Genomic DNA, 19330 nt, shown 5'->3' with positions numbered 1-19330 from the left:
GGGTGCGACGATGTGGAGGTGCGGGATGCAAGGTCGTGCATCCCGCCTCGCTCATCGGCCGCGCTCGCCTGGCGATGACGCGGTGGTGTTGATGGCTGCTTTTTTGTTGGAGAAAGGCATGATGCAGTTCCACCGTGCGTTGGTGTTGGGGGCGATGATGGTCGGCATGAGCGGGCCCGCATTGGCAGAGGCGCCGTTGGCGAAGACGGTGCAGATCTTTGCGCACCGTGGCGCCAGCGCGTTGCGCCCGGAACACACCTTGGCCTCGTATGCCAAGGCGATTGTCGATGGCGCCGATTTTGTCGAGCCGGACCTGGTGTCCACCAAGGATGGTGTGCTGGTGGCGCGTCATGAGAACGAGATCGGCGGCACCACCGATGTGGCCAGCCACCCGGAGTTCGCCGCGCGCAAGACCCGCAAGACCATCGATGGCCAGGCGATGGAAGGCTGGTTCACCGAAGACTTCACTCTTGCCGAATTGAAGACCTTGCGCGCGCGCGAGCGGTTGCCGCAGTTGCGCGGCACGCGTTGGGATGGGCAGTTTCAGATCGTCACCTTCGACGAGATCATCGATTTTGTCGCGGCCGAATCAGCAGCGACCGGGCGCACGATCGGGCTGATTCCGGAGATCAAGCACCCGAGCTATTTCAGCGGGCTGAATCTGGCGATGGAAGACAAGGTGCTGGCGAGCCTGCGTGCGCATGCCTACACGCAGACCGCGCCTGTGGTGATCCAGTCGTTCGAGACTGGCAACCTGCGTGAGCTGCGCGGCAAGATCGGGCGCAGTAGCAATATCCGTTTGCTGCAGCTGTTGGGCGGCGCGCAGATGGCGCTGCCCGATGCGGCCGTAGGCAACGCGCCACGCACCTACGCGCAGATGATCACGCCCGAGGGGCTGAAACAGGTCGCCAGCTATGCCGATGCCATCGGCCCGGACATCCGCAGCATCATTCCGCTGGATGCGCAGCAGCGCCTGGGCACGCCGACCAGCCTGGTGCACGACGCGCATGCGGCAGGACTGCAGGTGCAGCCGTATACCTTCCGCCCGGAGAATTATTTCCTGGCCGCCAACAACCGCAGCAGTGCTGCGGTGACCGAGCGTAACGAGGCCGGTGCATTGGTCGAGTTGAAGGCCTATCTGGATGCCGGTATCGATGCGTTCTTTGCCGACGATCCGGGCCTGGCACGGCGTGCGTTGAGCGAGCGTGCAACGCGTTAACCGTTGGAGGCATATGCGGTCTGTAGGAGCGCGCTGGCGCGCGATGGGGCGTTCCCGATAACGCTCCATCGCGCGCAAGCGCGCTCCTACGTCCCAGGTGGCCGTTCGCGTGGCGGGAAGTGCAGCACCACGTTCTGCGAGCCGTCTTCCTGGCGCTGCCACAGCACCGGCACCTGGCGTGGCGGCGGCGGTTCCAGCACGTCGCGTTCGGCGTTGCTGATCTCCCAGGCGGCGTCTTCGTCCTCGTCTTCCCAGCTGTATCGCGGCCTGGCCTGCTGCGGGTCGCGCAGGCGCAGCAGCAGCGCGGCGATCAGGCCGGCCACCGCGCCGCCCAGATGCGATTGCCAGGACACGCCGGCCTCGTGCGGCAGGATGGTCAGCAACATGCCGCCGTAGAACAGGAAGGCGATCATGCTGGTGGCAATCGCCGGGCGGTCGCGGCGCAGCAGGCCCAGCACGAACACCAGGAACATCAGCCCGTGGGTCACGCCGCTGGCGCCCAGATGCCGGCTACCGGGCTCGCCCAGCAACCACGCGCCCAGCCCCGAGCCCAGCCACAGCAACGGCAGCGCCAGGGCGGTGGCACGCGGATACACGCTGCCGGCCAGTGTGCCCAGGATCAGCAGCGCGGCGGCGTTGGCGCCCAGATGCGCGAGCGAGCCGTGCAGCAGCGGCGCGGTGAGGATGCCGAGCAGGCCGTCGGCCTGCAGCGGTGCCACCGCCCAGGCGCGCCAGTCGAACATGCCCTGGGCGGTGAACACCGCCACCAGCAGCAGCACGGCGGCCAGGCTGAAGTTGAAGGCACGCAAGACCCGGGAACGATCCAGGCGATCTTGCGAGGTGGCGTCGGCGGCAACAGGATGCGGTGTCATGCCTTCACGGATGGCGTCGCGCGGATGTTTTACAAGCCTGTCCGGCGCGGGATAAGCAGGCCCGACGACGGGATAATCCAGCTCCGCCACCGCTGATTGGCGCAGCGTCTCGCGTGGCATCACTCAGGTCGCTGAGGCGCGACACCGATTGGCCGCAGGGCCCTTGCCCGCCCACCCTCGCGGGCCACGCCGCAAGTACGTCCCTGTAGGCGCTTACGCGGCATCCATGCCGCGTAAGGTCCCGCGACGGTGAGCAGGCAAGGACTCGTCGAATTGGTCGGTGCGCTTGGATGCGAGCAGCGCACGCGGCGCTGCCGTTCCCGATTCCCTAATCCCGATTCCCGACTCCCAGCCCCTCAGTGCCGAGCCGGTTTGGGCGGCCGCAGCAGGCTCAGCACGATGGTGAAGACCAGGATCACGATCACCACCGCCAGCGAGACCAGCACCGGGATCTTGTACAGATCGATGATCATCATCTTGGTGCCGATGAACACCAGGATCACCGCCAGGCCGTACGGCAGCAGGTGGAAGCGGTCGGCCATGCCGGCCAGCAGGAAGAACATCGCGCGCAGGCCCAGCACCGCGAACACGTTGGAGGTCAGCACGATGAACGGGTCGGTGGTGATCGCAAAGATCGCCGGGATGCTGTCCACCGCGAAGATCACATCGATCACCGCAATCAGGATCAGCACCACGAACAGCGGGGTGAACCAGCGCTTGCCGTCCTTGATCACGCTCAGCGCATGGCCGTGGTATTGCGGGCTCAGGCGCAGATGGCCGCGCATCCAGCGCAGCACCGGGTTGGCTTCCAGGTCCGGCTCCTTGCCGGCGGAGAACCACATCTTGATGCCGGTCAGCAGCAGGAAGGCGCCGAACACGTACAGCAGCCAATGGAACTTGGTCAGCAGCACCGAACCGGCGAAGATCATGATCGCGCGCAGCACGATGGCACCCAGCACGCCGATGATCAGCACGCGCTGGCGCTGCTCCTCGGGCACGCCGAAGTAGGTCATCACCATCAGGAACACGAAGATGTTGTCGACCGCCAGCGATTTCTCGACCAGATAGCCGGTCAGGAACTCCAGCCCGATGCGGTCGGCCGCCGCATCGCCCATGCTGCCCTGCAGGTACCACCACAGGCCGGCGTTGAAGGCCAGCGCCAGCAGCACCCAGCCGATGCTCCACCAGGTGGCTTCCTTGAAGGTGACCTTGTGGGCACCGCCGTGGCGCATCAGCACCAGATCGACCAACAGCGCCACGATCACCACGATCGCGAAGCCGCCCCATAACCAGACATTGCCAATGGTTTGCATAAAAGAATCCCGAAAGTGAAACGACCTGGACAGCCGGTGGGCTGAGGCCTTGTGACACGGAAATCGTGGATTCCGGGTGACGGACCTTCGCCTGCGCGGCGAAGGTCTCGCTCACAACCGGCCGGGCCGGTTGCCGTTGCACCGGAGCGCCTGATGGCAGGGCTCGTCATGACGGCGACAACGCTGGGAGCTACTCCCCTTCTGCAGCCGATTCTGCGTGCCCGGGGCAGGCACGTCAATCCAGCCGGATACAATGGGCGGATGAATACTCCTGTCCCCGTCGTCCGACTCAAGAATGCGTGGCGCTCCAGCCACCCGTGGATCTTCCAGAAGCTGGTGGAAAAGCCCGCCGCCAAGCCCAAACCCGGCACCATCGTCGATGTGGTCGGCGTGGACGGGGAGTGGGTCGGCCGCGGCTTCTACAACGGCCATTCGCGCATCGCCGTGCGCATCCTGGAGACCGACCAGGCGGTGCCGGTGGATGCGGGCTGGTTCTCGCGCAAGATCGCCGCGGCAGTGAGCCTGCGCCGCGACTGGCTCAAACTCGACGCGGTGTCCGATGCCTGGCGCGTGGTGCACAGCGAAGGCGACGGCCTGTCCGGCCTGGTGGTGGACCGCTATGGCGACCTGGTGGTGGTGGAGTTCTTCGCCGCCGGCATGTTCCGCCACCGCGAATGGATCTACGAGGCGCTGCGCGAGCAGTTCCCGGGCTGCCGCTTCCACAGCTTTGCCGACGAACACGTGCAGAAGCAGGAAAGCTTCGATTTCCACGGCAACACCACCACCGAAGCGTCGGTGATCACCGAGTACGGCATCAAGTTCCGCGCCGACCCGGCCGGTGCGCACAAGACCGGCTTCTTCGCCGACCAGCGCGAGAACCGCCAGTGGCTGAGCGAGCAGGTCGAAGGCAAGAGCGTGCTGGACCTGTGCTGCAACACCGGCGGCTTTGCGGTGTATGCGGCTGCGCGCGGCGCGTCCGAGGTGCTGGGTGTGGACATCGACGAGGACGTGATCGCCATCGCCAAGGGCAACGCCAAGCTCAACAATGTGCGGCCGAAGTTCGTGCAGGCCGACATCTTCCCCTGGCTGCGCGATGCCTCCAACCGCGGCGAGCAGTTCGATGTGGTGATCCTGGACCCGGCCAAGATGACCCGCGACCGCGAGCAGGTGATTCCGGCGCTGAAGAAGTACCTGGACATGAACAAGCTGGCGCTGGGCGTGGTCAAGCCCGGTGGCCTGTTCGCCACCTTCTCGTGCACCGGGCTGGTGGCCGAGCAGGAGTTTCTGGACATGCTGCGGCGCGCCTCGTATTTCTCCGGGCGCACCATCCAGATCCTGAAGGTGGCCGGTGCCGGCCCGGACCACCCGTTCATGGCGCACGTGCAGGAATCGCGCTATCTGAAGGCTGTTTTCTGCCGCGTGATCTAGCGCGGCGATCAACCCCTGGAGCGGCCAGTCGATGACAGCGGACGATGAGGAACGCAAGGCGCTGAGCCGGCTGCTGCGCGAGATCGAGCGGCCCCATGCCAGTCTGCTGGCCAGCAACTGGCCGGTGTTCGGCGTGTGGCTGCTGTTCGCCGGCGCCTTCATGTACCTGTTCCAGACCGGCAACGGTTCGCCGTTGCATCCGTTGCTGCTGGCGCTGGGTTCGACCTGCCTGGGCGTGCTCGGTGCCTGGATCGTGCTGCGCTCGGTATGGGCGCGGCAGTGGCTGCACGTGCGCGAGCACGTCGATGTCGAGAGCGTGCGCGCGCGCCTGGCCGAACTGGGCGATTGAACGACCCGCAATACCACTGCGCGCCGATCGGGCGCGTGCGATGGATTGCGCCCAAGCCAGATCAAATCGCTTGCATGCTGAGCGCTGTGAGCAGCCCCATTTTGAACGTCTGATCGCTTCTGCCAGCCGCGCGACATACCGCGTGTCGCAGGCCATATGCGGCCTGCGCGTATCGGTCACATCAGGCGATGACCTGCGGTGGGTTCCAGCTGCAGCGGCAACCGATCACCAAGCCACCGGGCGCGCGGTGATCTCCAGCACGGCCTGGCGCAGATCGGCACCGAACTCGAAATTACGCATCGCCGCGCCATCGGCGTAGCCGTAGAACATGCCTTGGGTGGGCGTGGTGCCTTCGCGCAATTCGACATCGCCACACACCTGCGTGGCGCCGGCAATGTTGACCGCAGCGAACGCGCCCGGCCTCATGAAGACGGTATTGGCCTGCGCATCGGCGCCGATCGTTGCGCCCGGATGCCATCCAGTCAGACCGCCAGGTACCGCATTGCCCTGCACGGTGCCGCCCATCGCCATGGCGTGGCCATCCGCGTGGCAGCGCGCCCTGGTGCGTGGCGCGCCTGCATAACCCAAAGCAGTCAGGTCATTGCCAACGGCCATTTCGTTGGCCGCATCTGAGCGGACATTGTCGATGTCTGCCGCGATCTGCGCGGCGGCGGTCACCAGGCTGGACACACCCGCAGCGATCGCGATCGATGCTTCCACGCAGCGAGGACGCCACCGCCATGTCCGATGTGTCCACCTCCGCGCTGTCCAGCGCCAAACCGATTCTGCTGTTGCTGGAGCACGACTTCGAAGATCCCAAGCAGGCCGGCCGACGCTTCTTCTGTCGCCATGGCTGGGTTGCTGGAAGCTGCGTTGTCGGGCATCGACGGAGTGCGCGGCCGGCTGGAGGTGCGCCGGATCGGCCCCCCGCGGCCGCGTCGCGATGTGATCGGCCTGGTCGGCGAAAGTCACCAAACGCTGCCCACGCTGGTGACCTGCAGCGCGCGCTGCGCGGGTAGTGCCATCGCAGCGAACCACCCGTCACAGGGCATGGCGGAGTTGCGTCGCTGACGCATCGTGCCTTTGAAGAGCAGGTCATTCGCTCGAACCCCCCGGAGAACGCAATGACTTCCTCACTTCGACGTGCGGGCACGTCAGCGGCCGCGTCCTAGATGCCGGCCATCGATTCCCAGCGCGCCGCCTGGTTGGCGACGCAGATCCTACCGCACGAGCCGGCGCTGCGGCGCTGGCTGCGCAAGCACGCCCCCGGCAACGTCGATTGCGACGATGTCATCCAGGAGACCTACGCCATCCTCGCCGGGTTGGGCGAGGTGGGCCATATCGCCAACCCGCGCGCCTATCTATTCACCGCCGCGCAGTCGGTGCTGCTGCAGCAGGTGCGGCGCGCCAGAATTGTTTCGATCGAAAGCGTGGCGGAAATCGAGCGCCTGGACATCACACAGGACGAGCGTTCACCCGAGCGCCACGCCATTGCCGGTCAGGAGCTGCGCCGCATCGGCGAAGCGCTGGCGGCACTGCCGGACAAATGCCGCCAAGTGTTTCTGCTGCGCAAGGTCGATGGCCTGTCGCAGCGCGAGATCGCCGCGCGGCTCGGAATCAGCGAGAACACCGTGGAAAAACACATCGTGAAGGGATTGCGGCTGCTGATGGCGCGGATGGGCCGCACCCCCGCACCCGCACCGACTGCCGGCCAGGCCGCGCCGGCCACGCGCCTGGCCGATCCGCAGCGCGGCAGCTGAGCATGCGCAGCATCGACGACATTGCCGCCGCCTGGGTGGGCCGCGAGGACGGCGACCGGCTCACGCCGGCCGAGCGCATGCAGCGCGACCGCTGGCTGGCCGAAGACGTGCGCCATCGCGGTGCCTATGCACGTGCGCACGCGGTGCACCTGCATTTCGATCGCGCGCGTGCGTTGGGGCAGGGCTTTGGCGCGGAAGCGACGCGTTCACGGCGCACGCATCGACGCGGCAGGTGGCTGGCCGCACTGGCCGCCTGTGTGGTCGCTGCGGCCACCGGCATGCTGGCACTGCAGCAGGCCGTGCCCGACCACCGCGCGCCCGGCAGCGGCCATCACCTCACCCGCATCGGCGAGGTATTGCGCCTGCCGTTGGCAGACGGCTCGGCGGTGACGCTGAACTCCGGCTCGGAAGTGGTGGTGGAGTTCAGCGCCGCCCGTCGCCAGGTCCAGTTGCTGCGCGGTGAAGCCTTGTTCGATGTGGCCAAGGACCGTCATCGCCCGTTCGTGGTGATGGCGGCCGGTGCGGAAGTGCGCGCGGTGGGCACCAGTTTCAGCGTGCGCCGGCGGCAGGACGATGCCGTCAAGGTCGTCGTGCGCGAAGGCACCGTCGACGTGGAAGCCGACCAGCGCGCACCGCAGCGGGTGACAGCCAACATGCTGGCCATGGTCAGCCCGACGCGGGCGGTGCAGGTGCAGCCGCTGCCAGCACGGCGCGTGCAGCAATTGCTGGTCTGGCGCGAGGGCATGATCGCCTTCGACGGCGACACCTTGGCGCAGGCCGCTGCCGAATTCGCCCGCTACAACGACATGCGCATCCTGATCGACGACCCCGCGGTGGCACGGCGCACCGTGGTCGGCCTGTACTCGGCCAACGATCCGGAAGGCTTTGCACGCTCCGTTGCGCTGAGCATGGGCCTGCAGATCGAACACACCCGTGGCGGCATCCACCTGCGCGGCGCACTCGCGCAGTGAGGTGCAGCGCTGCACGTCACCACCAGCGATGTCGATGGCGGAAAAGCGGCGGCCACGCATCCAACAGACAGGGGGCCACACAGCAACGGTGACAACGACCGGACAGCGGCGCACGCGCGCCAGCGGAGAGCAGTGATGCAGGCAGCAAGCAGGCGTTTGAGCAAGGCCATCGGCACCGCCGTGGCGATGATGGCAGCGGGACATGCGGTGGCAGCGTCAGCGCAGGGGCGCACCTTCTCGCTCCCCGAGAGCAATGCGGTGGTGGCGTTGCCGGAGTTTGCGCGGCAGGCCGGGGTGCAGATCGTGGCACCCGGCGAATACCTGCAGCAGGTACGCACGCCGGCCGTGCAGGGCACGCTGGAATCGCGCGTGGCCTTGCGGCAGTTGCTGGCCGGCACCGGATTGAGCGTGGTCGAAGACGATGGCGAGCGCATCACGCTGGCCTCGGCGCAGCCGCTGACGGCCGCGCTCCACGGCCATCCGGGGACGGGGTATGCGCAGGTGGACGCATCCGCGCCCACGCCACCAGCGTCCACGCCACCCGCAGATGCCGCCGTCGGCAATCTGGATGCGGTGGTGGTCACCGGCGCGCGCGGCGTGCAGCGCACCGTCACCGAAAGTCCCACCCCGATTGATGTGATCGGCGCGGCGGAACTGGAAAAGACCGGTCGCCCGGGCCTGCTGGCGGCACTCAACGATCTGGTGCCCTCGTTCAATGCGCCAGCCAAATCCGGCAACGGCACCTCGTATGTGATCGCCACCGGCGGGCTGCGCGGGCTCAATCCGGATCACACCCTGGTGCTGGTCAACGGCAAGCGCCGCCATCGCACTGCCAGCATCAACATCGCCGGCATCGTCGGGCGCGGCTCGGTGCCGGTGGACATGAGCCTGATCCCGGTCTCGGCGGTGGACCACATCGAGGTGCTGCGCGATGGCGCGGCCGCGCAATACGGTTCGGATGCGATCGCGGGCGTCATCAACATCCTTCTCAAATCCGATGCCGAGGGTGGCAAGGCCGACATCCTGTGGGGCCAGAACATCGACCGCGCCGATGGCGACAGCAGCAGCGCCAGCATCGGCAAGGGCCTGGCACTGGGCAGCGACGGCTTCGTCTATCTGGCCGCCGACGCCAGGTATCAGCAGACCTCCAATCGCGCAGTGCCGGTGGCCGACGATTACCGGCTGTACTACCCGGTCAACGGCCAGCCGGACCCGCGCGAGGCCACCGCCGACCGCCTGATCACGCGCAACTTCGGCCAGCCCTGGCAGAAGGGCGCTAACCTGTCCTATAACGCCGAACTCGGCCTGGGCGGCGACCTGCGTGGCTATTCCTACGCGACCTACAGCCGCCGCCTGAGCGATCTGGAATGGTCGTTCCGCAATCCCAACGCCAACAACACGCTGCAAGAGATTTATCCGGACGGTTACAGCCCGCGCCTGCGCATCGACGAGACCGATTACGAGTTCACTGCCGGCATCAAGGGCCTGTGGGGCGAGTGGGACTGGGACCTGGCCACCAGCTACGGCCGCAACGCCTCCGAACGCGACGGCCTGCACACGCTCAACGCCAGCCTGGGACCGACCAGCCCCACCGCGTTCTATCTGGGCCAGCTGACCTCCACCGACTGGGCCACCAGCCTGGACATCACCCGCGGCCTGCAACTGGCCGAGCGCCCGCTGCAGGTGTCGCTGGGCGTGCAATACCGCTACGAGAAATACCAGATCCAGGCCGGCGAGCAGGCGGCGTATGCGGCCGGTGACTACGTGTTTCCGGCTAGCCATCCGCGTGCCGGGCAGGCACCGCCGCCGGGCGCGCAGGGCGCGATCACCTTCCAGCCCGACGAGGCCGGCAGCCTGGATCGCACCAGCGGCGCGGCCTATGTCGACCTGACCTGGGACGTGGCCGACAGCGTGTCGCTGGGCCTGGCCGGGCGCTACGAGCGCTTCGACGATTCGGCCGGCGACACCGCGGTGGGCAAGTTCACCGCGCGCTGGGCCATCACCCCCACCTTCGCGCTGCGTGGCGCGGCCAGCACCGGCTTCCGCGCGCCCGCGTTGGCGCAGGCCTTGTACGCGGCCACCAACAGCAGCTGGCGCACGCTGGACAACGGCGATCGCGAACTGTTCCTGGCCAAGACGCTGCCGGTGGATTCCCCCGCCGCGCTGGCATTGGGCGCCGAACCGCTGAAGCCGGAAGAATCCACCAATGCCAGCATCGGCTTCACCTACAACCCCTCGCGCGCGCTCAGCCTCACCGTGGATGCCTACCGCATCGATCTGGACGACCGCATCGGCATGACCGGCTACATCACCGGTGCGGCGATCACCGACCTGCTCACCCGCGCCGGCGTGTCCGGGGTCGACAGCGCGCAGTACTTCACCAACGCCATCGATACCCGCACCGAAGGCGTGGACGTGGTGGCGACCTGGCGCATGGAGGCCGGCGACTGGGGCCGGGTCAACTGGAACCTGGGCTACAACTACAACACCACCGAGATCACCCGCATCGCCGACAACCCGGCCGCACTGGACTCGCTGGGCGCCGGCTACGAACTGTTCGACCGTGCCTCGCGCGGCTATCTGTCGCGCACCCCGCGCAGCAAGGTGTTGCTGGGCGGCAACTGGGTGATCGGCGACTTCGCACTCAACGTGCGCGTCAACCGCTTCGGCAGTTTCGATGTGCTGGAGAACAACCCGGCCAACGACGAGCACGTGCCGGCCAAATGGATCACCGATCTGGAAGCGTCCTACGCACTGTCCGGGCGCATCACCTGGACGCTGGGCGCCAACAACCTGTTCAACCAATACCCGAAGAACATCGGGGCGGTCGCCAGCACCGGCAGCGGTTTCTACGTCACCAGCGTGCCGTACGGCTTCACCGGCGGGTCCTATTACACCAAGTTGACCTACACCTTTTGAGGAGTGATCCAGTGCCGCGACTTTCTTCGATGCGGGCGCAGGCGCGCAGCGCTTCCCTCTGCGCAGGGCTGTTGATCGCATTGTTCTGCGCCCCGCAGGCGACCGGCGCCGGCAAGGACAGCGGCGAAATCCTGTGGGACCGCTACGGCGTGCCGCATATCTATGCCAGGACCGAAGCCGGCACCTTCTACGGCTTCGGTTGGGCGCAGACCCATAGCCACGGCAATCTGTTGCTGCATCTCTATGGCGAAGCACGCGGCCGCGCCGCCGAATACTGGGGCGAGAAGTACGCCGAACAGGATCGCTGGCTGACCAGCAACGATGTCTACCCACGCGCGCAGCAGTGGTACCGACAACAGACCCCGGGCTTTCGGGCCGACCTGGACGCATTCGCGCAAGGCATCAACGACTACGCGGCCGCACACCCGCAGGCCCTGGACGCAGAGGTCAAGGTGGTACTGCCGATCACCGGCGTGGACGTGGTGGCGCACGCGCACCGGCTGATGAATTACGTCTACATCGCCTCGCCGGCCAAGGTGCTGGGCGAGCCACCCAAGGACGGCCAGGCCCGCGACGGCTCCAACGCCTGGGCGCTGATGCCGAGCAAGACCCGCGACGGCCACGCCATGCTGCTGGCCAATCCGCATCTGCCCTGGGGCAGCGGCTTTTTCACCTATTACGAAGCGCATCTCAACGGACCGGGCGTGGATCTGTATGGCGCCACCCAGGTGGGCCTGCCGATCCTGCGCTTCGGCTTCAACAAGCAACTGGGTTTCACCAATACGGTGAACACGCTGCTGGGACAGACCACCTACAAACTCACGTTGTCGGGCGAGGGCTATCTGCTGGACGGCAAAGTGCTGCCGTTCAAGCGGGAAACCAAAACGCTGAAGATCCGCCAGGCCGATGGCGCGCTGAAAGAACAGACCTTGCAGGTGCGGCAGTCGGTGCACGGCCCGGTGTTCCAGCGTTACGACGGCAGCACCGTGGCGCTGCGTGTGGCCGGCCTGGATCGCCCCGACATGCTCAAGCAGTACTGGGACATGGGCAAGGCGCAGGACTTTGCGCAGTTCCAGCGCGCGCTCAAGCAACTGCAGGTGCCGATGTTCAACATCGTCTATGCCGACAACGCCGGCAACGTGCTGTTCCTGGACAACGGCATCCTGCCCAAGCATGCGCAGGGCGATCTGAAGTACTGGAGCGGGCTGGTGCCGGGCGATACCGCGTCCACCCTGTGGCGCGATGTGCACAGCTACGACGAGCTACCCAAGGTGATCAACCCGGCCGGCGGTTTCGTGCAGAACACCAACGACCCGCCGTGGCTGGCCAGTTGGCCGCGCGTGCTTGACCCAAAAAAATTCCCGGCCTATGTCGCACCGACGGGGCCGATGTCGCTGCGCGCGCAGAACTCGGTCAAGATGCTGGCCGAGCACGACAGCATCGACTTCGACCAGTTGGTGGCGCTCAAGCGCACCGCGCAGGCGCTGGCGGCCGATCGCACATTGCCGCAGCTGTACGCTGCCGCCGCAGACAGCACCGATCCGGACATCCTCGCTGCGGTCAAGGTGCTCAAGGCCTGGGACCGTCACTTCGAAGCCGACAGCCGCGGCGCGTTGCTGTTCGAGGAATGGGCGCGCTTGTTCACCGGCGATGCGCGCTACCTCTCGCAGGCAGGTTATGCCACGCCGTGGTCGCTGGACGCTCCGCTGACCACGCCCAGCGGCCTGAAGGACCCGGCGCTGGCGCTGCGTCAGCTCAAGCAGGCCGTTGCCAGCACCAGGCAGGCCTATGGCGCCATCGACCGCCCGTACGGCAAGGTGTCGCGCTTCCATCTGGGCGATGTCGATGTGCCCGGCCGCGGCGGTTTCGGCAATCTCGGCGCGTTCGACGTGATCACCTGGAACCCGCCCAATGCCGATGGCCAACGCCTGCCGCAGCACGGCGAAACCTGGGTCTCGCTGGTGGAATTTTCCACCCCGATCAAGGCCAAGGGCCTGATGAGTTATGGCAATGCCAGCCAGCCCGGCTCGGCGCATATCAACGACCAGCTGCAGCTGCTGTCCAGGGGCGAGTTCCGCACCTTGTGGACCACCCGCGAGCAGGTCGAACAGCACCTGGAATCGCGCACCGACTTCTGACGATCACCCTCCGACGATCGCCCTACTCCAAGCAGCTACCCGACAGCACCGCCCGACATCCCAGCATCCAAGGACACAGACCATGCGCACCTTTCCGACCGCCGCCTTGTTCGCCATCGTGGCGTTGAGCGCCACGTTCACCGCGTCTGCGGCCGATCCGCATGACGGCGCCTGGACCCTGGTGGAATCCAAATCCAACTGGAGCGACGGCAAGTTTCCCAAGGGCATGCGGCTGACCATCAACGTGCAGTTTTCCGACAACCGCATCGAATACCACTCCATCAACACTACCCGGCCGCAGACCCCGTACAAGGTCGATTACGTCACCACGCTGGATGGCAAACCCAGCCCGCTCAACGAGCAGGCGCGCTTCAACCAGATCGCGGTGAGCAAGACCGGCGCCGACACCTACCAGATCCTCAAGATGAAGGACGACGACGTGATCGTCGGCGAGTTCTGGACGTTTTCCGCAGACGGCAAGACGCTGATCCGCAATGGCGTGGGCAAGTCGCCGGAAGGAAAATCCAAGGCCTACCACGAGTTCTTCGAACGCAAGTGAGCACTGGCGCGTGGTCGCGGGCAGCAATGTCTGCGGCCACGCGCCACGACAGCCAGTGATCGTGCAGCGGCTGAGGCAAGCGCAGCTATGATCGATGCACCCCCATCTTCTGCGAGCTGCCATGACCCTGCATCGCCTGTGCACCGCCATCCTGCTCAGTCTGGCCGTGGCCGCACCCGGCCACGCGCTGGAGTTTTCCAAGGCCGAGCTAGCGCGCGCCACGGCGCTGCAACAGCGCCTGGTCACGCTGGATTCGCATCTGGACACGCCGGCCAATCTGGAGCGCCCCGACTTCGACGTGTTGCAGGCGCATGCCGGCAACCGGCTGTCGCAGGTGGACTACCCGCGCATGGTCGAAGGCGCGCTGGATGGCGGCTTCTGGGCGGTCTACACCGCGCAGGGCAATCGCAGTGCCGCCGCGCACCTGGACGATCGCGATGCCGGTCTGCAGCGGCTGTTGAAGATCCACACGCTGCTGGCCGCGCAACCACAGCGCTTCGCCTTCGCCACCACGCCCGCCGATGCCGCGCGCATCAAGGCCGATCGCAAGCGCGTGGTGTACATCAGCATGGAAAACGCCAGCCCGCTGGTGGCCGACCCCACGCTGCTGCGCTTCTATTACGCGCAGGGCCTGCGCCTGATGAGCACCGTTCATTTTCTCAACAACGAGTTCGCCGACTCGGCCACCGATCCCAAGGGGCCGGAGTGGAAGGGCCTGAGCCCGGCCGGCAAGCAACTGGTGCAACAGGCCCAGGCGCTGGGCATCGTGATCGATCAATCGCATGCCTCCGATGCGGTGTTCGACCAGTTGATCGCACTGTCGCCGGTGCCGATCGTGCTCTCGCACAGCGGCGCGCGTGCGGTGTTTAACCATCCGCGCAATATCGACGACGCGCGACTGAAGGTGCTGGCCGAGCACGGCGGGGTGATCCAGGTGAATTCCTACGGCGGCTATCTGGTCGACAGCGGCGCCAGCCCCGAGCGCAAGGCCGCCGAGAAGGCGCTGACCGAGCAATACGGCGGCTGGGAGCACATCAAGATCGCCGACGGCACGGCCCTGAGCGCCGCGCTCAAGGAGCTGGATGCGCGCTACCCGATCAAGCGCGCCACCGAGGAGGATTTCTTCGCCCATCTGGAGCATGTGCTCAAGGTGGTCGGGCCCGAGCACGTGGGCATCGGCATGGACTGGGACGGCGGCGGTGGCGTGGTCGGCCTGGAAGACGTCTCCGACCTGCCGCGCATCACCGCCTGGCTGCTGCGCAAGGGCTACACCGAGCAGCAGATCGCCGGCATCTGGGGCGGCAACCTGCTGCGGGTGATGGGGCAGGCGCAGGCGTATGCGGTGGGGAATCGGGAATCGGGAGTGGGGAATCGGTAGAGCGGGATTGGGGAGTCGGGATTCGGGATTCGCAAAGCCGAGGCGGTCCGTCGTGCGGGGCTGGGTGCTGCGTCGGGCTTGGTGGTGGCCGCCGGCTTGGTTGTGGGTGCAGGGCTGGGGTAAGGCAGCGTTGCTGCTGCGGGCTTCTTCGCCGGATGGCCGATTGGCGCGCGCGGAGTGCGCCGGCGCTAGTTGTCAGCCAGGTGGTTGGGGGCGGGGCGCCGTCGCAGCATCGGGGCGGCCAGCCTTGCACCAACAGCATGGTTGCTATTGCGTTCCGAGCCCGGCACACGCCGGGAGCGGTTGTGGCTGATTTGGGCATTCGCACAAAAACCGGCGTCTGCCTGCCCGCAGACAGACAGCAGGCTGACGATGCTTCCGGGAAAAAGCTCCAACTAGAATGCGCCGACCCCTGTGTGGTGCCGGTGCCAGCACTGCGCGCCGGTGGGCCCACCGACTGCTGGAGCGTGCGATGACCCAAGCCACCCGGCCACTGCCGCCCCCCGATGGCATGGCCCCGACCTACCGCAAGATCCTGTGGCGGCTGATCCCGTTCCTGTTCGTCTGCTACCTGTTCAACTACCTGGACCGGGTCAACGTGGGCTTCGCCAAGCTGCAGATGCTTGGCGATCTGGGCATGAGCGAGACCGTGTACGGGCTGGGTGCGGGCATCTTCTTCATCGGCTACCTGGCCTGCGGGGTGCCGAGCAATCTGATCCTGCAGCGCATCGGTGCGCGCCGCTGGGTGGCGATCATGATGGTCAGCTGGGGCCTGCTGTCGACCTGCCTGATGTTCGTGCGCACGCCTGCCGGCTTCTACACCCTGCGCCTGCTCACCGGCGCGGCCGAGGCCGGCTTCTTCCCCGGCATCGTGCTGTACCTGACGCGCTGGTTTCCGCGCGCCCAGCATGGCCGGGTCATGACCGTCTTCATGTCGGCCATCCCGATCTCCGGCGTGCTGGGCGGGCCGTTGTCGGGCTGGATCCTCGGCCATTTCTCGGCCGGGCAGGGTGACCTGGCCGGCTGGCAATGGATGTTCCTGCTGCAGGGCCTGCCGACCGTGCTGCTGGGCATCGGGGTGTGGTTCCTGCTCAGCGATGGCGTGCAGCAGGCCACCTGGCTGGACCAGCAGGAGAAGCAGGCGCTGACCCGCGCGCTGGCCGCCGACGAAGCCGGCAAGCCGGCCGGCGCCTCCACCTCGCTGGGCGCGGTGCTGCGCAATCCGGCGGTGTGGATGCTGGGCACGGTGTACTTCTGCATCCAGAGCGGGGTGTATGCGATCAACTTCTGGCTGCCTTCGATCATCCAGGGCAGCGGCGTCACCGACCCGACCCGGATCGGCCTGATGAGTGCCATTCCGTACCTGGCCGCGGCGGTGTTCATGCTGCTGATGGGGCGCTCGGCCGACCGCCACCGCGAGCGCCGCTGGCATCTGGTGATCCCGTTGCTGATGGGGGCGGCCGGGCTGTGCATCGCCGCCAGCGTGACCGACAACCTGGCTCTGGCCCTGTTCGGCATGACCCTGGCCACGATGGGCGCGGTCAGTGGCTTGCCGCTGTTCTGGCCGCTGACCAACGGCTTTCTCACCGCCGCCGCTGCGGCCGGCGGGCTGGCGCTGATCAACTCCACCGGCCAGGTCGCCGGTTTCGTCAGCCCGTACCTGGTGGGCTGGATCAAGGACGCCACCCACAGCACTGAGCTGGCGCTGTACGTGCTGGCCGGGGCCATGCTGCTGGGCGCCGCGCTGGTGCTGCGGGTGCCGGCACGCGCGGTGAACCAGTGATGCGTCCGTCCCAGCGAGTGTGCCCATGAAGATCGTCATCGCCCCCGATTCCTACAAGGAAAGCCTGTCCGCGCTGGAGGTGGCCACCCAGATCGAGGCCGGCTTCCGCGAGGTGTTCCCCGACTGGCAGTACCGCAAGGTGCCGGTCGCCGATGGCGGCGAAGGCACGGTCGATGCGCTGGTGGCCGCCACCGGCGGGCGGGTGATCGACTGCACGGTCAGCGACCCGCTCGGCACCCCGGTGCAGGCGTTCTTCGGCCTGACCGGCGACGGCCGCACCGCGGTGATCGAAATGGCCGCCGCCAGCGGCCTGGCACTGGTGCCGCCGACCGAGCGCGCGCCGCTGCGCACCAGTACCGCGGGCGTGGGCGAGTTGATCCTGGCCGCGCTGGATGCCGGCGCGCGCCGCTTCATCATCGGCATCGGCGGCAGCGCCACCAACGACGGCGGCGCCGGCCTGGCGCAGGCGTTGGGCGTGCGGCTGCTGGATGCGCAGGGCGAGTCGATCGGCCCCGGTGGCGGCGCGCTGGCGACGCTGGCGCGGATCGATACCCAGGACCTGGACCGGCGGCTGCAGGACTGCCAGTTCGAAGTGGCCTGCGATGTGGACAACCCGCTGATCGGCCCGACCGGCGCCTCGGCGGTGTTCGGCCCGCAGAAGGGTGCCACCCCCAGCATGGTGCGCCAGCTCGACAGCAACCTGCAGCGCTACGCCGATGTGCTGCAACGCGACCTGGGCGTGCGCCTGCACGACCTGCCCGGCGGCGGTGCGGCCGGCGGCCTGGGCGCGGCGCTGGTGGCCTACCTGGGCGCGCAGTTGCGGCCCGGCGTGGAGATCGTGGCGCAGGCGCTGGGGCTGGATGCGCTGGTCGCCCAGGCCGATCTGGTCATCACCGGCGAAGGCCGCCTGGACAGCCAGAGCCTGCATGGCAAGACCCCGGTGGGCGTGGCGCGGGTGGCGCAACGACACGGCAAGCCGGTGATCGCCATCGCCGGTTGCCTGGGCAATGGCGCCGCGCTGCTGCATGGGCATGGCATCGACGCGATGTTTGCGGTGGTGCATCGCGCCTGCACGGTGGAGCAGGCGCTGGCCGAAGCCGCCAGCAATGTGCGCATCGCCGCACGCAATGTGGCCGCCGCGCTGCAGGTGGGCCGGGCCTTGGCGCAGTTGCCTGCGCGTGCAGCCACGCGCTGACGGCAGCGCGCGGGATGCCGTGCGCAGGCTGTGCCACGCGGTCGCCACGTGATCCACTGGCGCTGCCCGCCTGATGCATGAGCGCTGCACCGCCACGCAGCACCGAACATGCCACCGTGTCCTCCCCCGATCGCGTCAACAGACCCCACGCCCATGCTCACGCTCGACCGCACCCTGGCGCAGTCCATCGTCGACCGCGCGATGACCATCATCGACGGCAACGTCAATGTGATGGACCACACCGGCGTCATCATCGCCAGCGGCGAGCCGGCGCGCATCGGTCAGCTGCACGAGGGTGCGCTGCTGGTGCTGTCCAGGCAGGGACGGGTGGAGATCGATGCGGCACTGGCGCAGCAGCTGGATGCGGTGCGCCCGGGCGTCAACCTGCCGCTAATCGCCGATGGCCGCATCGTCGGTTGCGTCGGGCTGACCGGCGACCCGCAGCGGATCGGGCAACAGGCCGAACTGGTGCGCATGGCCGCCGAAGCGATGCTGGAACAGGCCGGCCTGCTGCGCCTGCTGGCCCGCGATGCGCGCCTACGCGAGGAAGTCACGCTCGGCCTGATCCGCGCCGATGGGCCGACCCCGGCACTGGCCGGCTGGGCCGAACGGCTTGGCATCGCGCTCGACCTGCCGCGCGTGGCGGCGGTGATCGAAGTGGAAAGCGACACCCTCGACCTGGACGCCATGCTGGTGGAACTGCAGCGCCTGCACACACTGCTGTCCACGCCCGAACGCGGCAACCTGATCGCCGCCACCGCGCTCAACGAACTGGTGGTGCTCAAGCCCGCACTGGACCGCCGCGGCCACTGGGATGTGGACGAACAACGCCGTCGCGCCCACACCTTGCTCGAGCGCATGCGCGCCAGTAGCCCGCTGCGGATCCGCCTCGCGCTGGGGCAATACTTCCCGCAGCCCGGCGGGCTGGCGCTGTCGCACCAGATCGCGCGCACCACCATGCGCATCGGCAAGGCGCGCGCACCGCAGGCCGATGCGTTCTTCTACGACGACCATCGCCTGCCGGTGCTGGTGGACGACCTGCGTCAGGCCTGGCAGGCCGAGGAACTGCGCAAGCCGCTGCAGGCGCTGCTGGCCCAGGACCGGCGCGGCGACCTGGTGCAGACGCTGTCGGTGTGGTTCGGCGCCGGCATGCGCATGGCGCCCACCGCCAAGGCACTGGCTATCCACCGCAATACGCTGGATTACCGCATGCAGCGCATCGCGGAACTCTGCGGCGTGGACCTGCGCAATACCGACGACTGCGTGCGCCTGTACCTGGCCCTGCAGATGCGCGACGACACTGCGGCAAGCGGGACCGAGCCCATCCAGTGACGGAGCGTGTGGGCTGCGCACAAGGCATCTTCTGTGCGATGGCGCACGCAACGCTGCGTTAGCAGGTATGTTCGGTCCGCTAGACTGAGCGGATTGCCCGGGGGACCAAGCGAG

Annotated in this window: 16 protein-coding genes; 13 read left to right on the top strand and 3 right to left on the bottom strand. The window is 67.3% G+C overall.

The features are described 5' to 3' along the window. The first annotated feature begins 118 nt into the window (after positions 1-118). Positions 119-1219: a glycerophosphodiester phosphodiesterase gene (locus tag ABQY74_RS20630; protein ID WP_349792765.1), complete on the top strand. Its 1101-nt coding sequence runs from the start codon at positions 119-121 to the stop codon at positions 1217-1219. 86 nt (positions 1220-1305) lie between these two features. Here the strand turns inward: ABQY74_RS20630 and ABQY74_RS20625 are convergent, their stop codons facing one another. After that, on the bottom strand, positions 1306-2091 hold the full coding sequence (locus ABQY74_RS20625) for a rhomboid family intramembrane serine protease (RefSeq protein ID WP_046346131.1): 786 nt from the start codon (positions 2089-2091) through the stop codon (positions 1306-1308). Between the two features lie 356 nt (positions 2092-2447). After that, a complete protein-coding gene (locus ABQY74_RS20620; RefSeq protein WP_016901852.1) occupies positions 2448-3404 on the bottom strand; it encodes a TerC family protein in 957 nt (318 codons plus the stop codon). A 261-nt stretch (positions 3405-3665) separates the two neighbouring features. Between ABQY74_RS20620 and ABQY74_RS20615 the strand changes: the two genes are divergently transcribed. Both ABQY74_RS20615 and ABQY74_RS20610 read left to right on the top strand, forming a co-directional pair. Further along, positions 3666-4832: a class I SAM-dependent rRNA methyltransferase gene (locus tag ABQY74_RS20615; RefSeq protein WP_024939159.1), complete on the top strand. Its 1167-nt coding sequence runs from the start codon at positions 3666-3668 to the stop codon at positions 4830-4832. 31 nt (positions 4833-4863) lie between these two features. After that, positions 4864-5181 carry a hypothetical protein gene (locus tag ABQY74_RS20610; protein ID WP_039518152.1) on the top strand — a complete coding sequence of 106 codons (318 nt, stop codon included), beginning with the start codon at positions 4864-4866 and terminating at the stop codon, positions 5179-5181. 225 nt (positions 5182-5406) lie between these two features. Here ABQY74_RS20610 and ABQY74_RS20605 read toward each other — a convergent pair whose 3' ends face one another. Then, positions 5407-6153 carry a hypothetical protein gene (locus ABQY74_RS20605; protein ID WP_349793144.1) on the bottom strand — a complete coding sequence of 249 codons (747 nt, stop codon included), beginning with the start codon at positions 6151-6153 and terminating at the stop codon, positions 5407-5409. On the opposite strand from ABQY74_RS20605, the gene ABQY74_RS20600 reads away from it, so the two are divergent. The 10 genes from ABQY74_RS20600 (at position 6073) to ABQY74_RS20555 (ending at position 19216) form a co-directional block, all read left to right on the top strand. After that, the gene (locus ABQY74_RS20600) at positions 6073-6252 is read left to right on the top strand and encodes a DUF3088 family protein (protein WP_326519985.1); all 180 of its coding nucleotides are present in this window, start codon (positions 6073-6075) and stop codon (positions 6250-6252) included. The genes ABQY74_RS20605 and ABQY74_RS20600 overlap by 81 nt on opposite strands. Before the next feature lie 101 nt (positions 6253-6353). Then, the gene (locus ABQY74_RS20595; RefSeq protein ID WP_065046919.1) at positions 6354-6941 is read left to right on the top strand and encodes an RNA polymerase sigma factor; all 588 of its coding nucleotides are present in this window, start codon (positions 6354-6356) and stop codon (positions 6939-6941) included. A 2-nt stretch (positions 6942-6943) separates the two neighbouring features. Continuing rightward, complete coding sequence (locus ABQY74_RS20590) at positions 6944-7912, top strand: FecR domain-containing protein (RefSeq protein WP_104571589.1); 969 nt, start codon at positions 6944-6946, stop codon at positions 7910-7912. A 156-nt stretch (positions 7913-8068) separates the two neighbouring features. Then, positions 8069-10831 carry a TonB-dependent receptor gene (locus ABQY74_RS20585; protein ID WP_349792761.1) on the top strand — a complete coding sequence of 921 codons (2763 nt, stop codon included), beginning with the start codon at positions 8069-8071 and terminating at the stop codon, positions 10829-10831. Positions 10832-10842: 11 nt separating this feature from the next. Beyond that, the gene (locus ABQY74_RS20580) at positions 10843-12969 is read left to right on the top strand and encodes an acylase (protein WP_349792759.1); all 2127 of its coding nucleotides are present in this window, start codon (positions 10843-10845) and stop codon (positions 12967-12969) included. An 82-nt stretch (positions 12970-13051) separates the two neighbouring features. Next, complete coding sequence (locus tag ABQY74_RS20575) at positions 13052-13528, top strand: hypothetical protein (RefSeq protein WP_126967913.1); 477 nt, start codon at positions 13052-13054, stop codon at positions 13526-13528. Between the two features lie 121 nt (positions 13529-13649). Further along, positions 13650-14906 (top strand): dipeptidase, encoded by a 1257-nt coding sequence (locus tag ABQY74_RS20570; RefSeq protein WP_349792757.1) that lies wholly within the window; start codon positions 13650-13652, stop codon positions 14904-14906. A 472-nt stretch (positions 14907-15378) separates the two neighbouring features. Further along, entirely contained in the window at positions 15379-16689 is a 1311-nt protein-coding gene (locus ABQY74_RS20565; RefSeq protein WP_349792755.1) for an MFS transporter, read from the top strand. 25 nt (positions 16690-16714) lie between these two features. Beyond that, positions 16715-17884 (top strand): glycerate kinase, encoded by a 1170-nt coding sequence (locus ABQY74_RS20560; RefSeq protein WP_349792753.1) that lies wholly within the window; start codon positions 16715-16717, stop codon positions 17882-17884. Positions 17885-18037: 153 nt separating this feature from the next. Beyond that, positions 18038-19216 carry a sugar diacid recognition domain-containing protein gene (locus ABQY74_RS20555; protein WP_046345186.1) on the top strand — a complete coding sequence of 393 codons (1179 nt, stop codon included), beginning with the start codon at positions 18038-18040 and terminating at the stop codon, positions 19214-19216. Positions 19217-19330 lie beyond the last annotated feature (114 nt).

This window comes from Xanthomonas sp. WHRI 7064 (assembly GCF_040202355.2).
Lineage (GTDB): Bacteria > Pseudomonadota > Gammaproteobacteria > Xanthomonadales > Xanthomonadaceae > Xanthomonas > Xanthomonas arboricola.
Note: the sequence above shows the minus strand (reverse complement) of the source record. Positions and strands in the feature narration are given on the sequence as shown.

Excerpts from the sequence above, each read along its gene's own strand:
- ABQY74_RS20630 (WP_349792765.1), top strand. The coding sequence starts at position 119 with ATGATGCAGTTCCACCGTGCGTTGGTGTTGGGGGCGATGATGGTCGGC.
- ABQY74_RS20625 (WP_046346131.1), bottom strand. The coding sequence starts at position 2,091 with ATGACACCGCATCCTGTTGCCGCCGACGCCACCTCGCAAGATCGCCTG.
- ABQY74_RS20620 (WP_016901852.1), bottom strand. The coding sequence starts at position 3,404 with ATGCAAACCATTGGCAATGTCTGGTTATGGGGCGGCTTCGCGATCGTG.
- ABQY74_RS20615 (WP_024939159.1), top strand. The coding sequence starts at position 3,666 with ATGAATACTCCTGTCCCCGTCGTCCGACTCAAGAATGCGTGGCGCTCC.
- ABQY74_RS20610 (WP_039518152.1), top strand. The coding sequence starts at position 4,864 with ATGACAGCGGACGATGAGGAACGCAAGGCGCTGAGCCGGCTGCTGCGC.
- ABQY74_RS20595 (WP_065046919.1), top strand. The coding sequence starts at position 6,354 with ATGCCGGCCATCGATTCCCAGCGCGCCGCCTGGTTGGCGACGCAGATC.
- ABQY74_RS20590 (WP_104571589.1), top strand. The coding sequence starts at position 6,944 with ATGCGCAGCATCGACGACATTGCCGCCGCCTGGGTGGGCCGCGAGGAC.
- ABQY74_RS20575 (WP_126967913.1), top strand. The coding sequence starts at position 13,052 with ATGCGCACCTTTCCGACCGCCGCCTTGTTCGCCATCGTGGCGTTGAGC.
- ABQY74_RS20570 (WP_349792757.1), top strand. The coding sequence starts at position 13,650 with ATGACCCTGCATCGCCTGTGCACCGCCATCCTGCTCAGTCTGGCCGTG.
- ABQY74_RS20565 (WP_349792755.1), top strand. The coding sequence starts at position 15,379 with ATGACCCAAGCCACCCGGCCACTGCCGCCCCCCGATGGCATGGCCCCG.
- ABQY74_RS20560 (WP_349792753.1), top strand. The coding sequence starts at position 16,715 with ATGAAGATCGTCATCGCCCCCGATTCCTACAAGGAAAGCCTGTCCGCG.
- ABQY74_RS20555 (WP_046345186.1), top strand. The coding sequence starts at position 18,038 with ATGCTCACGCTCGACCGCACCCTGGCGCAGTCCATCGTCGACCGCGCG.